Annotated in this window: 16 protein-coding genes; 12 read left to right on the top strand and 4 right to left on the bottom strand. The window is 73.0% G+C overall.

Annotated features, from left to right (window positions below):
- Positions 1 to 18 precede the first annotated feature (18 nt).
- Genes AC07FV_RS10600 through AC07FV_RS10590 form a run of 3 tightly spaced genes read left to right on the top strand, consistent with a single transcriptional unit; the run spans position 19 to position 2,953 of the window.
- On the top strand, positions 19 to 1,044 hold the full coding sequence (locus tag AC07FV_RS10600) for an ABC transporter substrate-binding protein (RefSeq protein ID WP_479086198.1): 1,026 nt from the start codon (positions 19 to 21) through the stop codon (positions 1,042 to 1,044).
- Positions 1,041 to 2,156, top strand: coding sequence for a FecCD family ABC transporter permease (locus tag AC07FV_RS10595; RefSeq protein WP_479086196.1), 1,116 nt, complete (start codon positions 1,041 to 1,043; stop codon positions 2,154 to 2,156). The genes AC07FV_RS10600 and AC07FV_RS10595 overlap by 4 nt, the downstream gene beginning before the upstream one ends.
- The gene (locus AC07FV_RS10590; RefSeq protein WP_479086194.1) at positions 2,153 to 2,953 is read left to right on the top strand and encodes an ABC transporter ATP-binding protein; all 801 of its coding nucleotides are present in this window, start codon (positions 2,153 to 2,155) and stop codon (positions 2,951 to 2,953) included. The genes AC07FV_RS10595 and AC07FV_RS10590 overlap by 4 nt, the downstream gene beginning before the upstream one ends.
- A 78-nt stretch (positions 2,954 to 3,031) precedes the next feature.
- Here the strand turns inward: AC07FV_RS10590 and AC07FV_RS10585 are convergent, their stop codons facing one another.
- Positions 3,032 to 3,949 (bottom strand): LysR family transcriptional regulator, encoded by a 918-nt coding sequence (locus AC07FV_RS10585; RefSeq protein ID WP_479086192.1) that lies wholly within the window; start codon positions 3,947 to 3,949, stop codon positions 3,032 to 3,034.
- 127 nt (positions 3,950 to 4,076) lie between these two features.
- Here AC07FV_RS10585 and AC07FV_RS10580 point away from each other — a divergent pair, with 127 nt between their 5' ends.
- The 9 genes from AC07FV_RS10580 to AC07FV_RS10540 all read left to right on the top strand — a co-directional run bounded on the left by AC07FV_RS10580 (position 4,077) and on the right by AC07FV_RS10540 (position 12,475).
- Positions 4,077 to 5,078, top strand: coding sequence for a fumarylacetoacetate hydrolase family protein (locus AC07FV_RS10580; protein ID WP_479086190.1), 1,002 nt, complete (start codon positions 4,077 to 4,079; stop codon positions 5,076 to 5,078).
- Complete coding sequence (locus tag AC07FV_RS10575; protein ID WP_479086188.1) at positions 5,075 to 6,037, top strand: cyclase family protein; 963 nt, start codon at positions 5,075 to 5,077, stop codon at positions 6,035 to 6,037. Before AC07FV_RS10580 ends, AC07FV_RS10575 begins: the two co-directional genes overlap by 4 nt.
- A gap of 23 nt (positions 6,038 to 6,060) precedes the next feature.
- A complete protein-coding gene (locus tag AC07FV_RS10570; protein WP_479086186.1) occupies positions 6,061 to 7,191 on the top strand; it encodes an FAD-dependent oxidoreductase in 1,131 nt (376 codons plus the stop codon).
- Positions 7,188 to 8,192, top strand: a complete 1,005-nt coding sequence (locus AC07FV_RS10565) for an amidohydrolase family protein (RefSeq protein ID WP_479086184.1) — start codon at positions 7,188 to 7,190, stop codon at positions 8,190 to 8,192. Before AC07FV_RS10570 ends, AC07FV_RS10565 begins: the two co-directional genes overlap by 4 nt.
- Positions 8,193 to 8,196: 4 nt before the next feature.
- Complete coding sequence (locus AC07FV_RS10560; protein WP_479086182.1) at positions 8,197 to 9,129, top strand: VOC family protein; 933 nt, start codon at positions 8,197 to 8,199, stop codon at positions 9,127 to 9,129.
- 20 nt (positions 9,130 to 9,149) lie between these two features.
- Positions 9,150 to 10,121 (top strand): fumarylacetoacetate hydrolase family protein, encoded by a 972-nt coding sequence (locus AC07FV_RS10555; protein WP_479086180.1) that lies wholly within the window; start codon positions 9,150 to 9,152, stop codon positions 10,119 to 10,121.
- Positions 10,118 to 10,876 (top strand): SDR family NAD(P)-dependent oxidoreductase, encoded by a 759-nt coding sequence (locus AC07FV_RS10550; RefSeq protein WP_479086178.1) that lies wholly within the window; start codon positions 10,118 to 10,120, stop codon positions 10,874 to 10,876. Before AC07FV_RS10555 ends, AC07FV_RS10550 begins: the two co-directional genes overlap by 4 nt.
- A gap of 169 nt (positions 10,877 to 11,045) precedes the next feature.
- Positions 11,046 to 11,828, top strand: a complete 783-nt coding sequence (locus AC07FV_RS10545; protein WP_479086176.1) for a CoA transferase subunit A — start codon at positions 11,046 to 11,048, stop codon at positions 11,826 to 11,828.
- Complete coding sequence (locus AC07FV_RS10540; protein ID WP_479086174.1) at positions 11,825 to 12,475, top strand: 3-oxoacid CoA-transferase subunit B; 651 nt, start codon at positions 11,825 to 11,827, stop codon at positions 12,473 to 12,475. The genes AC07FV_RS10545 and AC07FV_RS10540 overlap by 4 nt, the downstream gene beginning before the upstream one ends.
- 58 nt (positions 12,476 to 12,533) lie before the next feature.
- Here AC07FV_RS10540 and AC07FV_RS10535 read toward each other — a convergent pair whose 3' ends face one another.
- The 3 genes from AC07FV_RS10535 to AC07FV_RS10525 are packed head-to-tail and all read right to left on the bottom strand — an operon-like array spanning position 12,534 to position 15,000.
- A complete protein-coding gene (locus AC07FV_RS10535; RefSeq protein WP_479086172.1) occupies positions 12,534 to 13,952 on the bottom strand; it encodes a hypothetical protein in 1,419 nt (472 codons plus the stop codon).
- Positions 13,953 to 13,987: 35 nt separating this feature from the next.
- Positions 13,988 to 14,662, bottom strand: coding sequence for a hypothetical protein (locus AC07FV_RS10530; protein WP_479086170.1), 675 nt, complete (start codon positions 14,660 to 14,662; stop codon positions 13,988 to 13,990).
- On the bottom strand, positions 14,659 to 15,000 hold the full coding sequence (locus AC07FV_RS10525; RefSeq protein WP_479086168.1) for a hypothetical protein: 342 nt from the start codon (positions 14,998 to 15,000) through the stop codon (positions 14,659 to 14,661). Before AC07FV_RS10525 ends, AC07FV_RS10530 begins: the two co-directional genes overlap by 4 nt.
- Positions 15,001 to 15,060: the final 60 nt, after the last annotated feature.

Below are 15,060 nucleotides of genomic sequence, written 5' to 3'. Positions count from 1 at the left end.
GACTCCAGGAGGCTTCACGTGTCCCAGCTGTTCACCCCTGCCCGCACACGCGGGTTCCTTCGTGCCACGGCCGTCGCCGTGGCACTGTCGTCGCTGCTGCTCACCACCGGCTGCGGTGCGTCCGACGAGGGCGGCGGCGACGCCGAGGCCACCGCCGCCGTGCCCGCGGGTTTCCCGGTCACCGTCGACAACTGCGGCGTGCGGACGACGTACGACAGGCCGCCGTCGCGGGTGGTCACCGTCCACCAGCACCCGGCGGAACTCATGCTCGCGCTCGGTCTGAAGGACCGCATGGTCGGCACGGCCTTCCCCGACTCCGCCGTCCTGCCGGAGCTGAAGGAGGACTACGAGGCGATTCCCGAACTGGCGGAGCGGGAGCCGTCGTTCGAGAAGGTCCTGGACGCCGAGCCCGACTTCGTCTACGGCGGCTACGGCAGCGCCTTCGACGAGAAGGAGGGCCGTTCTCGCAAGGCGTTCGCCGACGCGGGCATCGACACCTACCTCAACCGCGAGTACTGCGGCGAGAAGCGGGTGACGATGAAGGACACCTACGACGAGATCCGCACCGTCGGCAGGATCTTCGGCGTCCAGGACCGGGCCGACGCGCTGGTCGCGGACCTGGAGGGCCGCGTCGGCAAGGCCGCCACCGGCGTACGGGGCGAGCCCCGGGTGCCCGTCTTCGTCTACGACAGCGGTGACAAGAGCGCCTTCACCGCGGGCGGCAAGAGCCTCGGCACCGAGCTGATCCGGCTGGCCGGCGGCGAGAACGTCTTCGCCGACCTCGACGACGTCTTCGGCGACGTCTCCTGGGAGCAGGTCGTCGAGCGCAGGCCGGAAGCCATCGCCATCTACGACTACGCCGGCGCCGGCAGCGTCGAGGAGAAGAAGAAGTACCTGCTCTCCCGGCCCGCGCTCGCCGACGTGCCCGCCGTCAGGAACAAGCGGTTCGTCGTCCTGCCGCTGACCGCCACCCTGGTCGGCATCCGCTCGGCCTACGCGGTCGGGGACCTGGCCCGCGGGCTGCATCCCAAGAGCTTCCGATGACGCAGGCCGCAACCGGCACGTCCACCGGACGGACGGTCCGTCGGCGCGGCACCGAGGAGCCGGGAGGGGGCGGTACGCGGCTGGCCGTCACCCTGCTCGTCCTCACCGTCCTGCTACTGGTCTCCGCCACGGCGGGCCTCGCGATCGGTTCCGTCCAGGTGCCGCCCGGACAGGTGTGGGGCATCGTGACGCACGCCCTGGGAGCCGACTGGCAGGATCCGGACTGGTCGCGGGCCCGGGAGACCATCGTGGTGGACGTCCGGGCGCCGCGGGTGCTGCTCGGTGCGGTCACCGGCGCCGGCCTGGCGGTGATCGGCACCGCCCTGCAGGCCCTGGTGCGCAACCCGCTCGCCGAGCCGTACCTGCTGGGTGTCTCCTCCGGGGCGTCCCTCGGCGCGGTCTCCGTGATCGTGTTCGGCGTCACCTTCTTCGGTCCGCTCTCCCTGTCGGTCGCCGCCTTCGCCGGCGCCCTGGGCGCGCTCGTCCTCGTCTACGCCACCGCCCGCACCGGGGGACGCATCACCTCGGCGCGGCTGGTGCTGTCCGGGGTGGCGATCGCGGCGGTGCTCACCGCGGTCCTCGATCTGCTGCTGCTCACCACCGACCGGGGCAACGAGGCCCGCGCGGTCCTCGCCTGGACCCTCGGCGGGCTGGGGGGCGTCGAGTGGGGCACCCTGTGGCTGCCGAGCACGGCCCTGCTGCTCGGTGTCGGCGCCCTCATGGTGCAGGCCCGCAACCTGAACCTGCTGCTGGCCGGCGAGGAGGCGGCCACCACGATGGGGCTGGACGTGGCCCGCTTCCGCGCCCGGCTGTTCGTCGTGCTCTCCCTGGTCACGGGCGTACTGGTCGCGGCGGCCGGGCCGATCGGCTTCGTCGGGCTGATGATGCCCCACATCGTGCGGCTCTTCGTCGGCGGCGACCACCGCCGGGTGCTGCCCACGGCGGCCCTGGGCGGGGCGGTCTTCCTGGTCTGGGCCGACATCGCCGCACGGACGGTCGCCGCGCCGGCGGAGATACCCGTCGGCGTGCTCACGGCCCTGTGCGGCGGGCCGTTCTTCCTGTGGCTGATGCGCCGGGACGCCCGGCGCGGCACCGACCGAGGAGTGGCATGACGGCGACCGACCTGAGCGTGGACGGCGTCACGCTCACCGCGGGAGCCCGCCACCTGGTGCGCGACGTCTCCCTGACGGCCCGCCCGGGCGAGACCGTCGGGCTGGTCGGCCCCAACGGCAGCGGGAAGTCCAGTCTCCTGCGCGCCGTCTACCGCGTCCTGCGCCCCGACGCCGGTCAGGTCCGGGTCGACGGGGGCGACGCCTGGTCGCTGCCGGTGCGGCGCCTGGCCCGCACGGTGGCGGCGGTGGTCCAGGACTCGGCCGCCGACTTCGACCTCGCCGTCCGGGAGGTCGTCGCCATGGGCCGCACCCCGCACAAGCGGCTCCTGGCCGGCGACACCCCCGAGGACGCCGCACTCGTCGACTCCGCGCTGCTCGCCGTGGACGCCGTCCATCTGGCGGACCGCCCCTTCGACCGGCTCTCCGGCGGCGAGCGCCAACGCGTCCTCATCGCGCGCGCCCTGGCCCAGCAGCCCACGCTGCTGGTCCTCGACGAACCGACCAACCACCTCGACATCCGGCACCAGTTGTCCGTGCTCGGCATCCTGCGCCGGCTGCCCGCCACCGTGCTGCTCGCCCTGCACGACCTCAACCTGGCCGCCTACTACTGCGACCGCCTCTACGTGCTGAACGACGGTGCGGTCACCGCCTCGGGCCCGCCCGCCGAGATCCTCACCCCGCGGCTCCTGGCCGAGGTCTACGGGGTGGAGGCGGAGGTCGCCACCCACCCGCGCACGGGCGCCCCGCAGGTGACGTTCCTGCCCGGGGAACCACCCCGGGCCGCGCAGCGGCCGTGAGGGTCAGTCATCCACGGTGCGGATGCCTCTCATCCGTACCGTGGATGACGCCCGCCGTGCGCGCGCGGCGGGTCCCGCTCAGTCCTCGGGCCGGTCGGCCATCCGCTTGCCGACCCGGGCGGCGGTCTCGCGCAGCCAGATGTGCGCCGCGTCGTGGGTGTGCACCGGGTGCCACCACAACGCCTCCCGCAGCGGCACCGCCTCGTAGGGCGGCTCCACCACCCGTACCGCGGCGAGCGGGGCGAGGAGCCGGGCGAGGCGGGCCTGGAGCAGGGCGATGCGCCGGGTTCCGCCGACCAGCAGCGGCATGATCTGGAAGCTGTCCACGGAGACCTCGACGCGGGGCTCGATGCCCAGCATGCCGAGCTGGCGGACGGCCGGGGCGTCGTAGGTGCGCTGGTAGGTGACCCAGGGCAGCCGGGCCAGGTCCTCCCGGGTCAGCCGGTCGTCGACGCTCGGGTGGTCCTCGGCGACGAGGAAGACCCACCGGTCCTGGTAGAGGTCGGTGGCGGGGAAGTCGCTGATGACGCCGTGGGGCATGAGCAGGCCGTCGGTGGTGCTCAGCAGCGTGTCGGTGGCGTCCACCACGGTGGTCGGCGTCTGCGCGAAACGCAGCCGGATGCCGGGCGCCTCCTGGTGCACGACCCGGGCGAGTTCGGTACCGAAGACGGCGACCGCGTAGTCGGACGCGACCAGCCTGAACTCCCGGTTCTCCCGGGCCGGGTCGAAGTGGGCCTGGCTGGCGAAGAGCCGTTCCAGCAGATCGTAGGCGGTGGACGCGCGGTCGAGCAGGACCTGCCCGAGAGCGGTCAGCTCGTAGTGGCCGCCGACCCGCGCCAGCAGGTCGTCGTCGAAGTGGCGGCGCAGACGCGAGAGCGCCGCGCTCATCGCCGGCTGGCTCAGGCCGACGCGCTGCCCGGCACGGGTCACGTTGCGCTCTTCCAGCAGGGCGCGCAGGGCGACCACGAGGTTGAGGTCCAGGCGACTGAGATTCACGGCGGTTTCCCTAGCTGTCCGGCGATGACCTGCGGGAATTCGTTCAACAGATAATTATCATCCACGGAATTGATTTCCCTGATCGCGAGTGGCGGGTCCAGATTAGTGCCATCGCAATCAGGAGGACATGTCCGTGAAACCTGAAGCCGCGTCCGCCCTCTTCGCCGGACCCTTCGCCCTGGCCACCGTTTCCGCTCCCGAAGGCCCCGCCTTCCCCGCTCTCGTCACCCCCGACGCCCAGGTGCTCGACCTGCGTCCCGCTCTCGGTGAGACCGGTTCGAGCATGCGCGGGCTCCTCGACGCGTGGGACTCGGTGGCGCCGCGGCTGGCCGCGCTCGCCGCCGACGCCTCCCTCGTGCGCGCGCCGTTGTCCGACCACCGCGTGCACGCCCCCGTCGAGCCGCGCCAGGTCTTCCAGTCCGGGGCGAACTACCGGCAGCACGTGATCGACCTGCATGTCGCCCACCGCGCGCCCGGCGACGAACGGCCGGAGGCGGAGCGGCGCGCGGAGGCCGCGGAGATCATGGACCGGCGGGCGGCCGAGGACCTGCCGTACGTGTTCATCGGCCTGCCGAGCGCGGTCACCGGCCCCTACGACGACGTCGTGCTGCCCTCGTGGGCCGAGAAGCCCGACTGGGAGCTGGAGCTGGCCGCGGTGATCGGCCGGCCCGCCCACCGGGTGTCCCCGGCTCAGGCCCTGGAGTGCGTCGCCGGGTACACGATCGCCAACGACCTGACCGACCGGGCCACCGTCTTCCGCCGGGACATGCCGCAGATCGGCACCGACTGGCTGCGCAGCAAGAACGCGCCGGGCTTCACCCCGCTGGGCCCGTGGATCGTGCCCGCCGCGTCGGTCGCGGACCCGGGCGACCTGCGCCTCACGCTGAAGCTCAACGGCGAGACGATGCAGGACGAGTCCACCAAGGACATGCTCTTCGACGTCGCGCGGATGGTCTCCTACGCCTCGCAGACCGCCCGGCTGCTCCCCGGCGACCTGGTGCTCACCGGCTCCCCCGCCGGCAACGGCATGCACTGGGGCCGGCTGCTGCGCGACGGCGACGTCATGGACGCCTCCATCACCGGGCTCGGCACCCAGCGCACCCGCTGCGTGGCGGAGGCAGCCCGATGACCCCGGACCGCACGGACCCCGCGGGCGCGGTCGCCCGGGCCGCGAAGGCGTACTCCAACTGGGGCCGCTGGGGGCAGGACGACGTGCTCGGCACGCTCAACTTCCTCGACGAGGCCAAGCGCCGCGAGGGCGCCGCGCTGATCCGGCGGGGCGTCAGCTTCTCCCTCTCGCAGCGCTTCGACATCGACGGCCCGCAGAAGGGCTGGCGCCGCCGCACCAACCCGGTGCACACGATGCTGGACACCGGCACCGACGCCGCCCTCGGCAACCAGGGTCTGCCGCACGGCATCGGCGGCGCCGACGACGTCATCGCCATGCCGTTGCAGTGCTCCACCCAGTGGGACGGGCTCGGCCACATCTTCGACCACGGCAGGGCGTGGAACGGCCGCCCGGCCGAGAAGGTCGTCACCTCCGACGGCGACCAGGTCACCGGCATCGAGCACATGGCCCCGCACGTCGCGGGACGCGGGGTGCTCCTCGACGTCGGCCGGACCGTCGGCGACGACGGTGAGCTGCCCGACGGCTTCGCGATCACCGAGGAGCACCTGACCGCCACCGCCGAGGCCCAGGGCGTCACGGTAGGCCGCGGTGACCTGGTGCTGGTGCGCACGGGCCAGCTCGCCCGGGTCCGCCGCGAGGGCTGGGGCGACTACGCCGGAGGGCCGGCCCCGGGCCTGTCGTTCACCACGGCCGGGTGGCTGCACGGCAGCGAGATCGCCGCGGTCGCCACCGACACCTGGGGTTTCGAGGTGCGGCCCAACGAGTTCGAGCACGCCTTCCAGCCGCTGCACCAGGTCGCCATCCCCCACCTCGGTCTGCTGATCGGCGAGATGTGGGACCTGGAGGCGCTCGCCGAGGACTGCGCGGCCGACGGCGTGTACGCGTTCTGGCTCACCGCCGCGCCCCTGCCCATCACCGGTGCGGTCGGCTCGCCGGTCAACCCGATCGCCGTCAAGTAGACCGAGGAACAAGGGAGTTCCCCATGAACCGACCCCGAAAGGTGCTCGTCGTCGGCGGCGGCGCGGCCGGCAACGCCGTGACGATCCTGCTCCGCCGCGCCGGGTACGCGGTGGACCTGGTCGAGGCCAGGGACGACTGGAACGCGACCGCCGGTTCCGGCATCACCCTCCAGGGCAACGCCCTGCGCGTGCTGCGCGAACTCGGCGTGTGGAAGCAGGTGGAGGCGTCCGGGTTCGGCTTCGGATCCGTCGGCATCACCGCACCCGACGGCAGCGTCCTGCACGTGCGGGACGACCTGCGCACCGGCGGCGACGACCTGCCGGCCACCGTCGGCATGCAGCGGCCGCGGCTCCAGCGCATCCTCATCGACGCGGTGCGGGCCTCCGGCGCGTCGGTCCGGCTGGGCACCACCGCCGAGATCCTGGACCAGGACGCCGACGGTGTCTCCGTACGCCTCAGCGACGGCGCCGAGGGCCGCTACGACCTGGTGGTCGCCGCCGACGGTCTCGGCTCCGCCACCCGCGCCGCGATCGGCATCACCGACCGGCCCGAACCGACCGGCATGGCCATCTGGCGTATCGCCGCCCCGCGCCCCGCCGGCGTGACCCGCACCGACCTCGCCTACGGCGGTCCGGCCTACATCGCCGGCTACTGCCCGACCAGCGAGACCACGCTGTACGCCTACGCAGTCGAGGCCAACCGCGACCGCGCCTCCATACCGCCCGCGTCGTACGCCGAGGAGATGCGGCGCCTGACCCAACACTACGGCGGCCACTGGCCGGAGATCAGCGCACACATCACCGACCCGGCACAGGTCAACTACACCTGGTTCGACCGGATGCTGGTGGAGGGCTCCTGGCACCGCGGCCGGGTCGTCCTGGCCGGCGACGCCGCCCACTGCTGCCCGCCCACCCTCGCCCAGGGCGCCGCCCTGTCGCTGGAGGACGCGTCCGTCCTCGCCGAGATGCTGACCGGGTCCGACGTCTGGGACGACGCGCTGTTCCAGGCGTACCACGACCGGCGGATCGCCCGGGTCCGCCCGGTCGTGGAGGCGTCGGTGCAGATCGGCCGGTGGCAGATCGACGGCGTCCGCGACGCCGACGTGCCCGGCCTGATGGGCCGCACGATGACCATGCTCCGGGAGCTGCCGTGACCGCGTCGAACCCGCCCACCGTGGACGTGCACGCCCACGTCCTGCTGCCCGAGGTCGAGGCGCTCGTCGCCGGTCTGCCCGGACACGCCGAGGCCAGGGAGCTGGACGCCCGGCGCAACGGGCCCGCCGCCCTCGCCGCCGGCGGCCCCATGGTGCGCGAGCGCGTCCCGAGGCTGACCGACCCCGCCGTGCGCCTGGCGACGATGGACGCCCAGGGCGTGGACGTCCAGCTGATCAGCCCCTCGCCCTCGCACTACCACTACTGGGCCGACGAGGACACGGCCGAGAAGCTGTACCGGCTGGCCAACGAGGCCACGGCCGGGCACTGTTCGGCCGCCCCCGAGCGGCTGCGCGGACTGGGGCTGGCCCCGCTCCAGCACCCGGAGCAGGCGGTCCGCGCCCTGGACCACGCCCTGGAGCAGGGCCTGGCCGGGGTGGAGATCTCCAGCCACGCCCCGGGCCGCGAGCTGTCCGACCCGTGCTACGAGCCGTTCTGGGCCCGGGCCGAGGAGGCCGGCGCGCTCGTCTTCCTGCACCCCTTCGGCTGCACCCTCGACGAGCGCCTGGACCGGTGGTACCTGTCCAACACCGTCGGCCAGCCCACCGAGAACGCCGTCGCCCTCTCGCACCTGATCTTCTCGGGTGTCCTGGACCGGTACCCGGACCTGCGGTTGATCGCCGCGCACGGCGGCGGGTACCTGCCGACCCACATCGGCCGGTCCGACCACGCCTGGTCGGCCCGCTCCGACGCCGCCGGCTGCGCCCACCCGCCCAGCAGCTATCTGAGGCGCCTGTACTTCGACTCGCTCGTCCACGACCCGGGCGTGCTGCGGGAACTGGTCCGGGTCGCCGGGGCGGACCGGGTGCTGCTCGGTTCCGACTTCCCCTTCGACATGGGCACCGAGGACCCGGTCGGCGCCCTGCGCGCCGCCGCCCTCCCCGAGGCCGACTTCCACGCCGTCCGCGGCGGCAACGCCGCGAACCTCCTCCGGAAGGACTGACACCATGCGTCTGCTCACCCACCTGCGGCACGTCGACCTGGCCGTGCCCGACTACGACAAGCAGCTCGACTTCTACGCCGGCGTCTGGGGCCTGAGCAAGGTCGCCGAGGACTCCGGCATCTCCTTCCTGGCCGCCGAGGGCTCCCCCGAGCAGTACGTCGTGCGGCTGCGCAGGGCCGACGAGAAGCGCCTCGACCTGGTCTCCTACGGCGCCGCCTCCGCGGCCGACGTCGACACCCTCGCCGAGCGACTGCTCGCGGGCGGCGTGCGGCTGATCTCCCGGCCGGGCACGGTGGACACCCCCGGCGGCGGCTACGGCTTCCGCTTCTTCGACGTCGACGGACGCACCGTCGAGGTGTCGGCCGACGTCGAGGTCCGCCGGCACCGCAGGATCGAGGAGAAGGAGTCCATCCCGGTCAAGCTCTCCCACGTCGTCCTCAACTCCCCCGACCTGAACCGCACCCGCGAGTGGTACGAGCGCCACCTCGGTTTCGCCCTCTCCGACACGCTCAGCTCCCCGCACATGGGCGAGGTCATGCACTTCATGCGGATCAGCAACCAGCACCACTCCATGGCGCTGGCCAAGGGCCCGCACACCTCGCTGCACCACGTCTCCTTCGAGATGCGCGGCATCGACGAGTACATGCGCGGCTCGGGCCGGGTGATGCGGGCGGGCTTCAAGAAGATCTGGGGTCCCGGCCGGCACATGGCGGGCGACAACACCTTCACGTACTTCCTCGACCCGCACGGGAACACCGTCGAGTACACCACCGAGCTGGAGTGCCTGGACGAGGACACCTGGCACCCGTCCGTCTACGACTTCTCCCGGCCCGAGGTCACCGACCAGTGGGGCACCGCCAACGCCATGAACGAACTGGTCGCCAAGGAGTCGTTCAACGACCCCGACCGCGGCGTGTTCGTCGCCCCGCCGGTCTGATCCCTCCCAGGAGCCGCACCATGCGTTTCGCCGCTTACGCTCACCGTCACCGCCACCGCGTGGCCGTCGTGGAGGACGACGGCACGCTCTTCCCGCTGCCCGGCGTCACCTCCCTCACCGACGTGCTCGCGGAGGCCGACGGCCTGCCCGGGCTGCTCGCCGCCGGGCGCGCCGCCCTCGACGTGCCGCCCGGCCCCCACGTCGACGAGGTACGGCTGCTGGCCCCACTGCGACCCGCGTCCGTACGGGACTTCGTCACGTTCGAGGAACACGTCGAGGGCGTACGCCGCTCCGTGGACGGCGTCGCCGGCGTCCCCGAGGAGTGGTACGCGGCGCCGACGTTCTACTTCACCAACCCGCACGCCGTCCTCGGCCACCGGGACGACATCCCGGTGCCGCCGGGGTCGGCCGTGCTGGACTTCGAGCTGGAGGTGGGCGCGGTGATCGGGCGGGAGGGCCGCGACCTCACCCCCGAGCGGGCCCGCGACCACATCGTCGGCTACACGGTGTTCAACGACTGGTCCGCGCGCGACCTCCAGAGCGCGGAGATGAAGGTGGGCCTCGGCCCCTGCAAGGGCAAGGACACCGCCACCACGCTCGGCCCGTACCTGGTCACCGCGGACGAGCTGGAGCCGTACCGGGACACCGAGGGGTTCCTGCGCCTGGCGCTGACCGCCGAGGTCAACGGCGAGAAGGTCGGCGATGACCTGCTGTCCCACATGAGCTGGACCTTCGAGGAGATGACGGCCTACGCCTCCCGCGGTACCCGTGTCGTCCCGGGCGACGTCCTCGGCTCGGGCACCTGCGGCAACGGCGGCTGCCTGGCCGAGCTGTGGGGCCGGCGCGGCGAGCGGACGCCGCCGCCGCTGACGCCGGGCGACACGGTCACCCTGACCGTGGAGGGGATCGGCACCCTGACGAACACCGTCGTCCCCGGCCCGGACCCCGTGCCGTTGCCGGCCGGCCGGCGGCGCGGGCGGGAGCGGCCGTGAGCGACCTGCACCCCAAGCGGCTGCTCGGCAGGGTCGTCGTCGTCACGGGCGCCGCCCGCGGCCAGGGCGCCGCCGAGGCCGAGGCCCTCACCCGCGAGGGCGCTCGGGTCATCGCCACCGACGTGGCACCGGACGGCGACTGCCGCCGCCTCGACGTGAGCAGCGGTCAGGAGTGGGCGGAGCTGGCCGCCGAGCTGCGGGAGGCGTACGGGCAGGTGCACGGCCTGGTGAACAACGCGGGCGTCACCTGGCGGGCCCGCCTCGGTGAGGTGCGGGCGGAGGACTTCGAGCGGGTGCACTCGGTCAACGTGACCGGTCCGCTGCTCGGCATCCAGCACCTGAGCCCGCTGATGCCGCCGGGCTCCTCGATCGTCAACGTCGGGTCCTCGGCCGCGCTCACCGCCCACTATCCGGTGGCGTACACCGCGAGCAAGTGGGGACTGCGGGGGCTGTCGAGGGCCGCCGCGCTCGCACTCGGTCCGCGGGGCATCCGCGTCAACACCGTCCACCCCGGCTACATCGAGACCGGGATGACGGCGACCGCGGCTCCCGCGTTCCGCGAGGCCAACCTGCGGGAGACGCCCCTCGGACGCACCGGCACGGTCGACGAGGTGGCGCCGCTGGTCGTGTTCCTGCTGTCGGACGAGTCGTCGTTCATCACCGGTGCGGAGATCCCGGTGGACGGCGGCCTGACCGCGCACGGCGGCGTCAAGTCCGTCTCCGACGCCCTGCTCGCCGCCGAGGCCGGGGCGTGAGGCGGCTCGACAGCGAGGTGTCCCCGCTCTCCGGTCCCGCCCGGGGCCGGGCGGACGCCCCGGACGGCGCCGTCCCGACCTCCGTGAGGCCACGCGCCCAACGGGCGCCCGCCCCGTGGCCGCCGCCCCGTTCCCACCCCCGCGCGTCTCCCGGAAGGAGACCCAGCACGTGAACAAGGTTTACGACAGCGCCGCCGAGGCGGTGGCCGACATCCCCGACGGCGCTTCGCTCGCCGTCGGCGGCTTCGGCCTCTCCGGTGTCCCCGCCGCCCTCATCGACGCCGTGCACGCCCAGGGCACGACCGCCCTGGAGGTGGTGTCCAACAACTGCGGCGTGGACGGCCGCGGTCTCGGCGTCCTGCTCGCCGCGGGCCGCATCGCCCGGGTCACCGGCTCCTACGTCGGCGAGAACAAGGAGTTCGCCCGCCAGTACCTGAGCGGCGAGCTGGAGGTGGAGCTGACCCCGCAGGGCACCCTCGCCGAACGGCTGCGCGCCGGCGGTGCGGGCATCCCCGCCTTCTACACCCCGGCGGGCGTCGGCACCCAGGTGGCGTCGGGCGGCCTGCCCTGGCGGTACGCGCCCGGGGGCACCTCCCGGTCGGAGGCCGGCGGAGGGACGGTGGCCGTCGCCTCCCCGCCCAAGGAGACGCGGGAGTTCGCGGGACGCCCGTACGTCCTGGAGCACGGCATCACCACCGACTTCGCCCTGGTACGGGCCTGGCGCGGCGACCGGCACGGCAACCTCGTGTTCCGGCACGCCGCCGGGAACTTCAACCCCCTCGCCGCCATGGCCGGCCGCGTCACCGTCGCCGAGGTGGAGGTGCTCGTGGAACCGGGCGCACTGCGCCCCGACGACATCCACCTCCCCGGCATCTACGTCCAGCGGGTCGTGGCCCTCACCGCCGGCCAGGCGGCCGACAAGCCCATCGAGAAGAGGACCGTACGCCCATGAGCTGGACCCGCGGCCAGATGGCCGCCCGCGCCGCCGCCGAACTCGCCGACGGCTCCTACGTCAATCTCGGCATCGGCCTGCCCACCCTGATCCCCGGTCACCTCCCGCCCGGCGTGCACGTGGTGCTGCACTCCGAGAACGGCATCCTGGGCACCGGCCCCTACCCGCGCGAGGACGAGGTCGACCCCGACCTGATCAACGCCGGCAAGGAGACCGTCACCGTCCTGCCCGGCGCGTCCTTCTTCGACTCGGCGCTCTCCTTCGGCATGATCCGCGGCGGCCACATCGACACCGCCGTCCTCGGCGCCATGCAGGTCTCCGCCCGCGGCGACCTCGCCAACTGGATGATCCCCGGCAAGATGGTCAAGGGCATGGGCGGCGCCATGGACCTCGTGCACGGCGCCCGCCGCGTCATCGTCCTCATGGAGCACACCGCCAAGGACGGCGCGCCGAAGATCGTCGACAGGTGCGACCTCCCCCTCACCGGCGAACGGTGCGTCCACCGGATCATCACCGACCTGGGCGTCCTCGACGTCACCGCCGACGGCCTGGCCCTCGTCGAGACCGCCCCCGGCGTCACCGTCGAGGAGATCACCGGCCGGACCGACGCGGCCCTGCGGGTGGACGGCGTCTTCGCCGACTGCTGACCGGCACGCCCCCGGAAGGCTCCGCGGGCAGCCGGCCGTCCCCGGACCGGCTCCCGGGTCAGGCGCCCGGGGAGGGCACGTCGCCGGGCGAGTGGCGGCTGCGGAAGCGGCGTTCGAAGGCCGCGATCGCCCCTGCCGGCCCTCCTTCGCCGGATTGCGGCACCGCGATGCCGTCACCGTCGTCGTCCACGTAGGCGACCTGCCCCACCGGCTGCGCGGTCCTTCCCGGCGCGGGCACGTAGAGCCTCCAGCCGGTCCCGAGTCGCTCCGCCGCGAACGCCGCCGCAGGAGCGTCCCGATCGGGGCCCGCGGGCGGTTCGATGTGCTTCCGCGCCAGGGACAGGGCGGTCCCTTGGGAGAGCCGGTCCGGGGCGACGGAGTAGCCGACACCCGCCAGGGACAGCTGGAACAGGGCCTCGTCGACGTCCTGACCGTCGGCGTCGCCCAGCAGGCGGACGAGAGCGTCCCTGGTCACGGTGCCCTGGTGCCCGCTCGACACCAGTTCCTCGGCGGCCCGTGCGATCTCCTCGGAACCGGCGCCGGCCACCCGGCCGATGACATCGGCCACGGTCCGGTCGGTCCACACGCCCGGTACCGCGGTGTCGCATGCGGCGGCCGCCGGTGAGTCGCCCCGGTACCAGCACCCTCCCTCCCACCAGTAGCAGAACGACATCAGCCCCCGGCGGCCACGTGGGTTCAGGACGGGGTCCGCGACCCATTCCGGCGCTCCCCTGTACAGGTCGGGCAGGTTCCCCGTCGCATATCCCGAGGCGAGGGAGGGCGCGTCCCACACGCCGCCGGACAGCACCGCGCGGTCGCCCGGCAAGCGGTACAGGGTGCTCCCCCCGCGTCTCGCTCCCTCGAACCAGGCGAACCCCGGGGACACCCGGGGGCCCCAATCCGACCCGGCCGCCACGAAGACGGCCGAGACGACCGCCCACCGCGCCCACATCTCGGGGAAGGAGGGGAACTCGTTCACCGTCAGCTGTGGCCATCGGCTGCGCGCACGGTTCTCCCGCACCTCCTCCGCCGCCTGACGCGGGCTGCGCAACTGCCGGTCGCCGTGACGGAGATAGGCCTTCATCCACAGTGGGAGGTCTTCGCGGGGGTGGTCCTCCAGATCCGCCCGGTAGGCCTCCGCCGGGAAGAGCTGATCCTCGGGAAAGGGTTCCTCGCCACGGTCGTAGGTGACGTCCACCCCGCCCTCGGGGGTGGCCACCAGCGACATCCTCCACCAGGGCCCGGCATTCGTGGCGGCGGTGGCCTCGCGCTGCTTCCGGATGAGTTCGACCTCCGACGGCGAAGGCCGGACCCTGAGCGTCCTGTGCGGGTAGCGCAGCGCGATGTCGAAGTACTGCGCGTCGCCGGCCAGGGCGAACTCGGCGACCAGGCTCAGCCAGCCGGGCGTGGACCGACGGGTGAGGCGGTCCACGAGGTCGCGGACCATGGCGTCGGCCGAACTCTCCGCGTCGTTCACGATTCCCTCGAACTCCCTCTCGTGCGGGCGCGCTGTCACCTGGTGAAGACGTGCAGCTTGGGGGAGAACACCTCCTGCCCGCTCGCCTCCGCCATGAGCCGGACCTGAGCGTGGTTGGGCATGTTCCGCTGGTACGACGCGAGATGCAGGGTGTACCGGTAGATACCGCGCGGCGGGAGGTACAGGGGGTCGGGCAGGTCGCATGTCGGGCGTACGTCGACCCGGTCCGGCACCATGTGGTCCATCAGACCCACCTTGTACTGCTTGCTGATCGGCGGCATGACGATCTCGTACTCGTCCGTGGCCGGCTTGATGGCGCTGGCCTCCGGATACCCGTACATGTAGACCACCTGCTGCACTTCCTCGACCGCGATCCCCACCTTGGACAGGACGGCGGGCGAGTCGCCCACGTTCAGGAGGATCAGGTCGAAGAACAGATCGGCGCCGTGAACCAGGCTCGTGAGGCTGAAGAGCCTCTCGCACCGGTCGGTGAACTCACAGGTGAGGACGTCGGACCGGTGCGGATACTCCGCCCACCGCGGTCGCGTGTGCCGGGGGATGCCGATGTGCCCGAACCGCACCCCCGACGGTGGCGGTGGCGGGTGGTAGTCGATGGTCACGTCGCCGATGTGGACGCCGGTGTTCGCGTAGGCGTCCGCCTGTGCGTTCCCCGTCCGGTTCGCCCTGCCCTCCACCGGGCGGCGTTTCACTGGATTCCCGTGTTCGCGTCGCCGTCGGTCGAGCTCGCGTCCCCGGTGTCCTCGGCCCGCTGGGAGCCGTCGGCGGCGCGTCCGGTCTTCACTCCCGTGTTCGCGTCGCCCCGCCGGGTGGTCGCGCTGCCCGTACGGGACGCCACGAGGGTCGGCTGCTGTCGCGAGGCGTGCAGTGCGGCCCAGACGGAGACACCGACCGCGGCCACGGAGGCCAACGCCGAGACGGACGTCGCGATCCTGTCCCCGTCCTCCCAGCGGACCACCGCCAGCCAGACACCCAGCGCGGCGACCAGGAGGCCGGTCCCGGAGAGGACGGCGACACGGAGAGCGATCATCGGAAAATGGTCTCATGGGCGTGACGCACCGTCAGCCCCTATTGGTCGACCGGCATATGC

The organism is Streptomyces sp. NPDC045956 (assembly GCF_056430705.1).
The sequence above is the reverse complement of the archived record's forward strand: the minus strand, read 5'-3'. Positions and strand labels throughout refer to the sequence as shown.

Coding starts and splice junctions, on each gene's coding strand:
- AC07FV_RS10595 (WP_479086196.1), top strand. CDS start 1,041: ATGACGCAGGCCGCAACCGGCACGTCCACCGGACGGACGGTCCGTCGG.
- AC07FV_RS10590 (WP_479086194.1), top strand. CDS start 2,153: ATGACGGCGACCGACCTGAGCGTGGACGGCGTCACGCTCACCGCGGGA.
- AC07FV_RS10580 (WP_479086190.1), top strand. CDS start 4,077: ATGTCCGTGAAACCTGAAGCCGCGTCCGCCCTCTTCGCCGGACCCTTC.
- AC07FV_RS10575 (WP_479086188.1), top strand. CDS start 5,075: ATGACCCCGGACCGCACGGACCCCGCGGGCGCGGTCGCCCGGGCCGCG.
- AC07FV_RS10570 (WP_479086186.1), top strand. CDS start 6,061: ATGAACCGACCCCGAAAGGTGCTCGTCGTCGGCGGCGGCGCGGCCGGC.
- AC07FV_RS10560 (WP_479086182.1), top strand. CDS start 8,197: ATGCGTCTGCTCACCCACCTGCGGCACGTCGACCTGGCCGTGCCCGAC.
- AC07FV_RS10555 (WP_479086180.1), top strand. CDS start 9,150: ATGCGTTTCGCCGCTTACGCTCACCGTCACCGCCACCGCGTGGCCGTC.
- AC07FV_RS10540 (WP_479086174.1), top strand. CDS start 11,825: ATGAGCTGGACCCGCGGCCAGATGGCCGCCCGCGCCGCCGCCGAACTC.
- AC07FV_RS10525 (WP_479086168.1), bottom strand. CDS start 15,000: ATGATCGCTCTCCGTGTCGCCGTCCTCTCCGGGACCGGCCTCCTGGTC.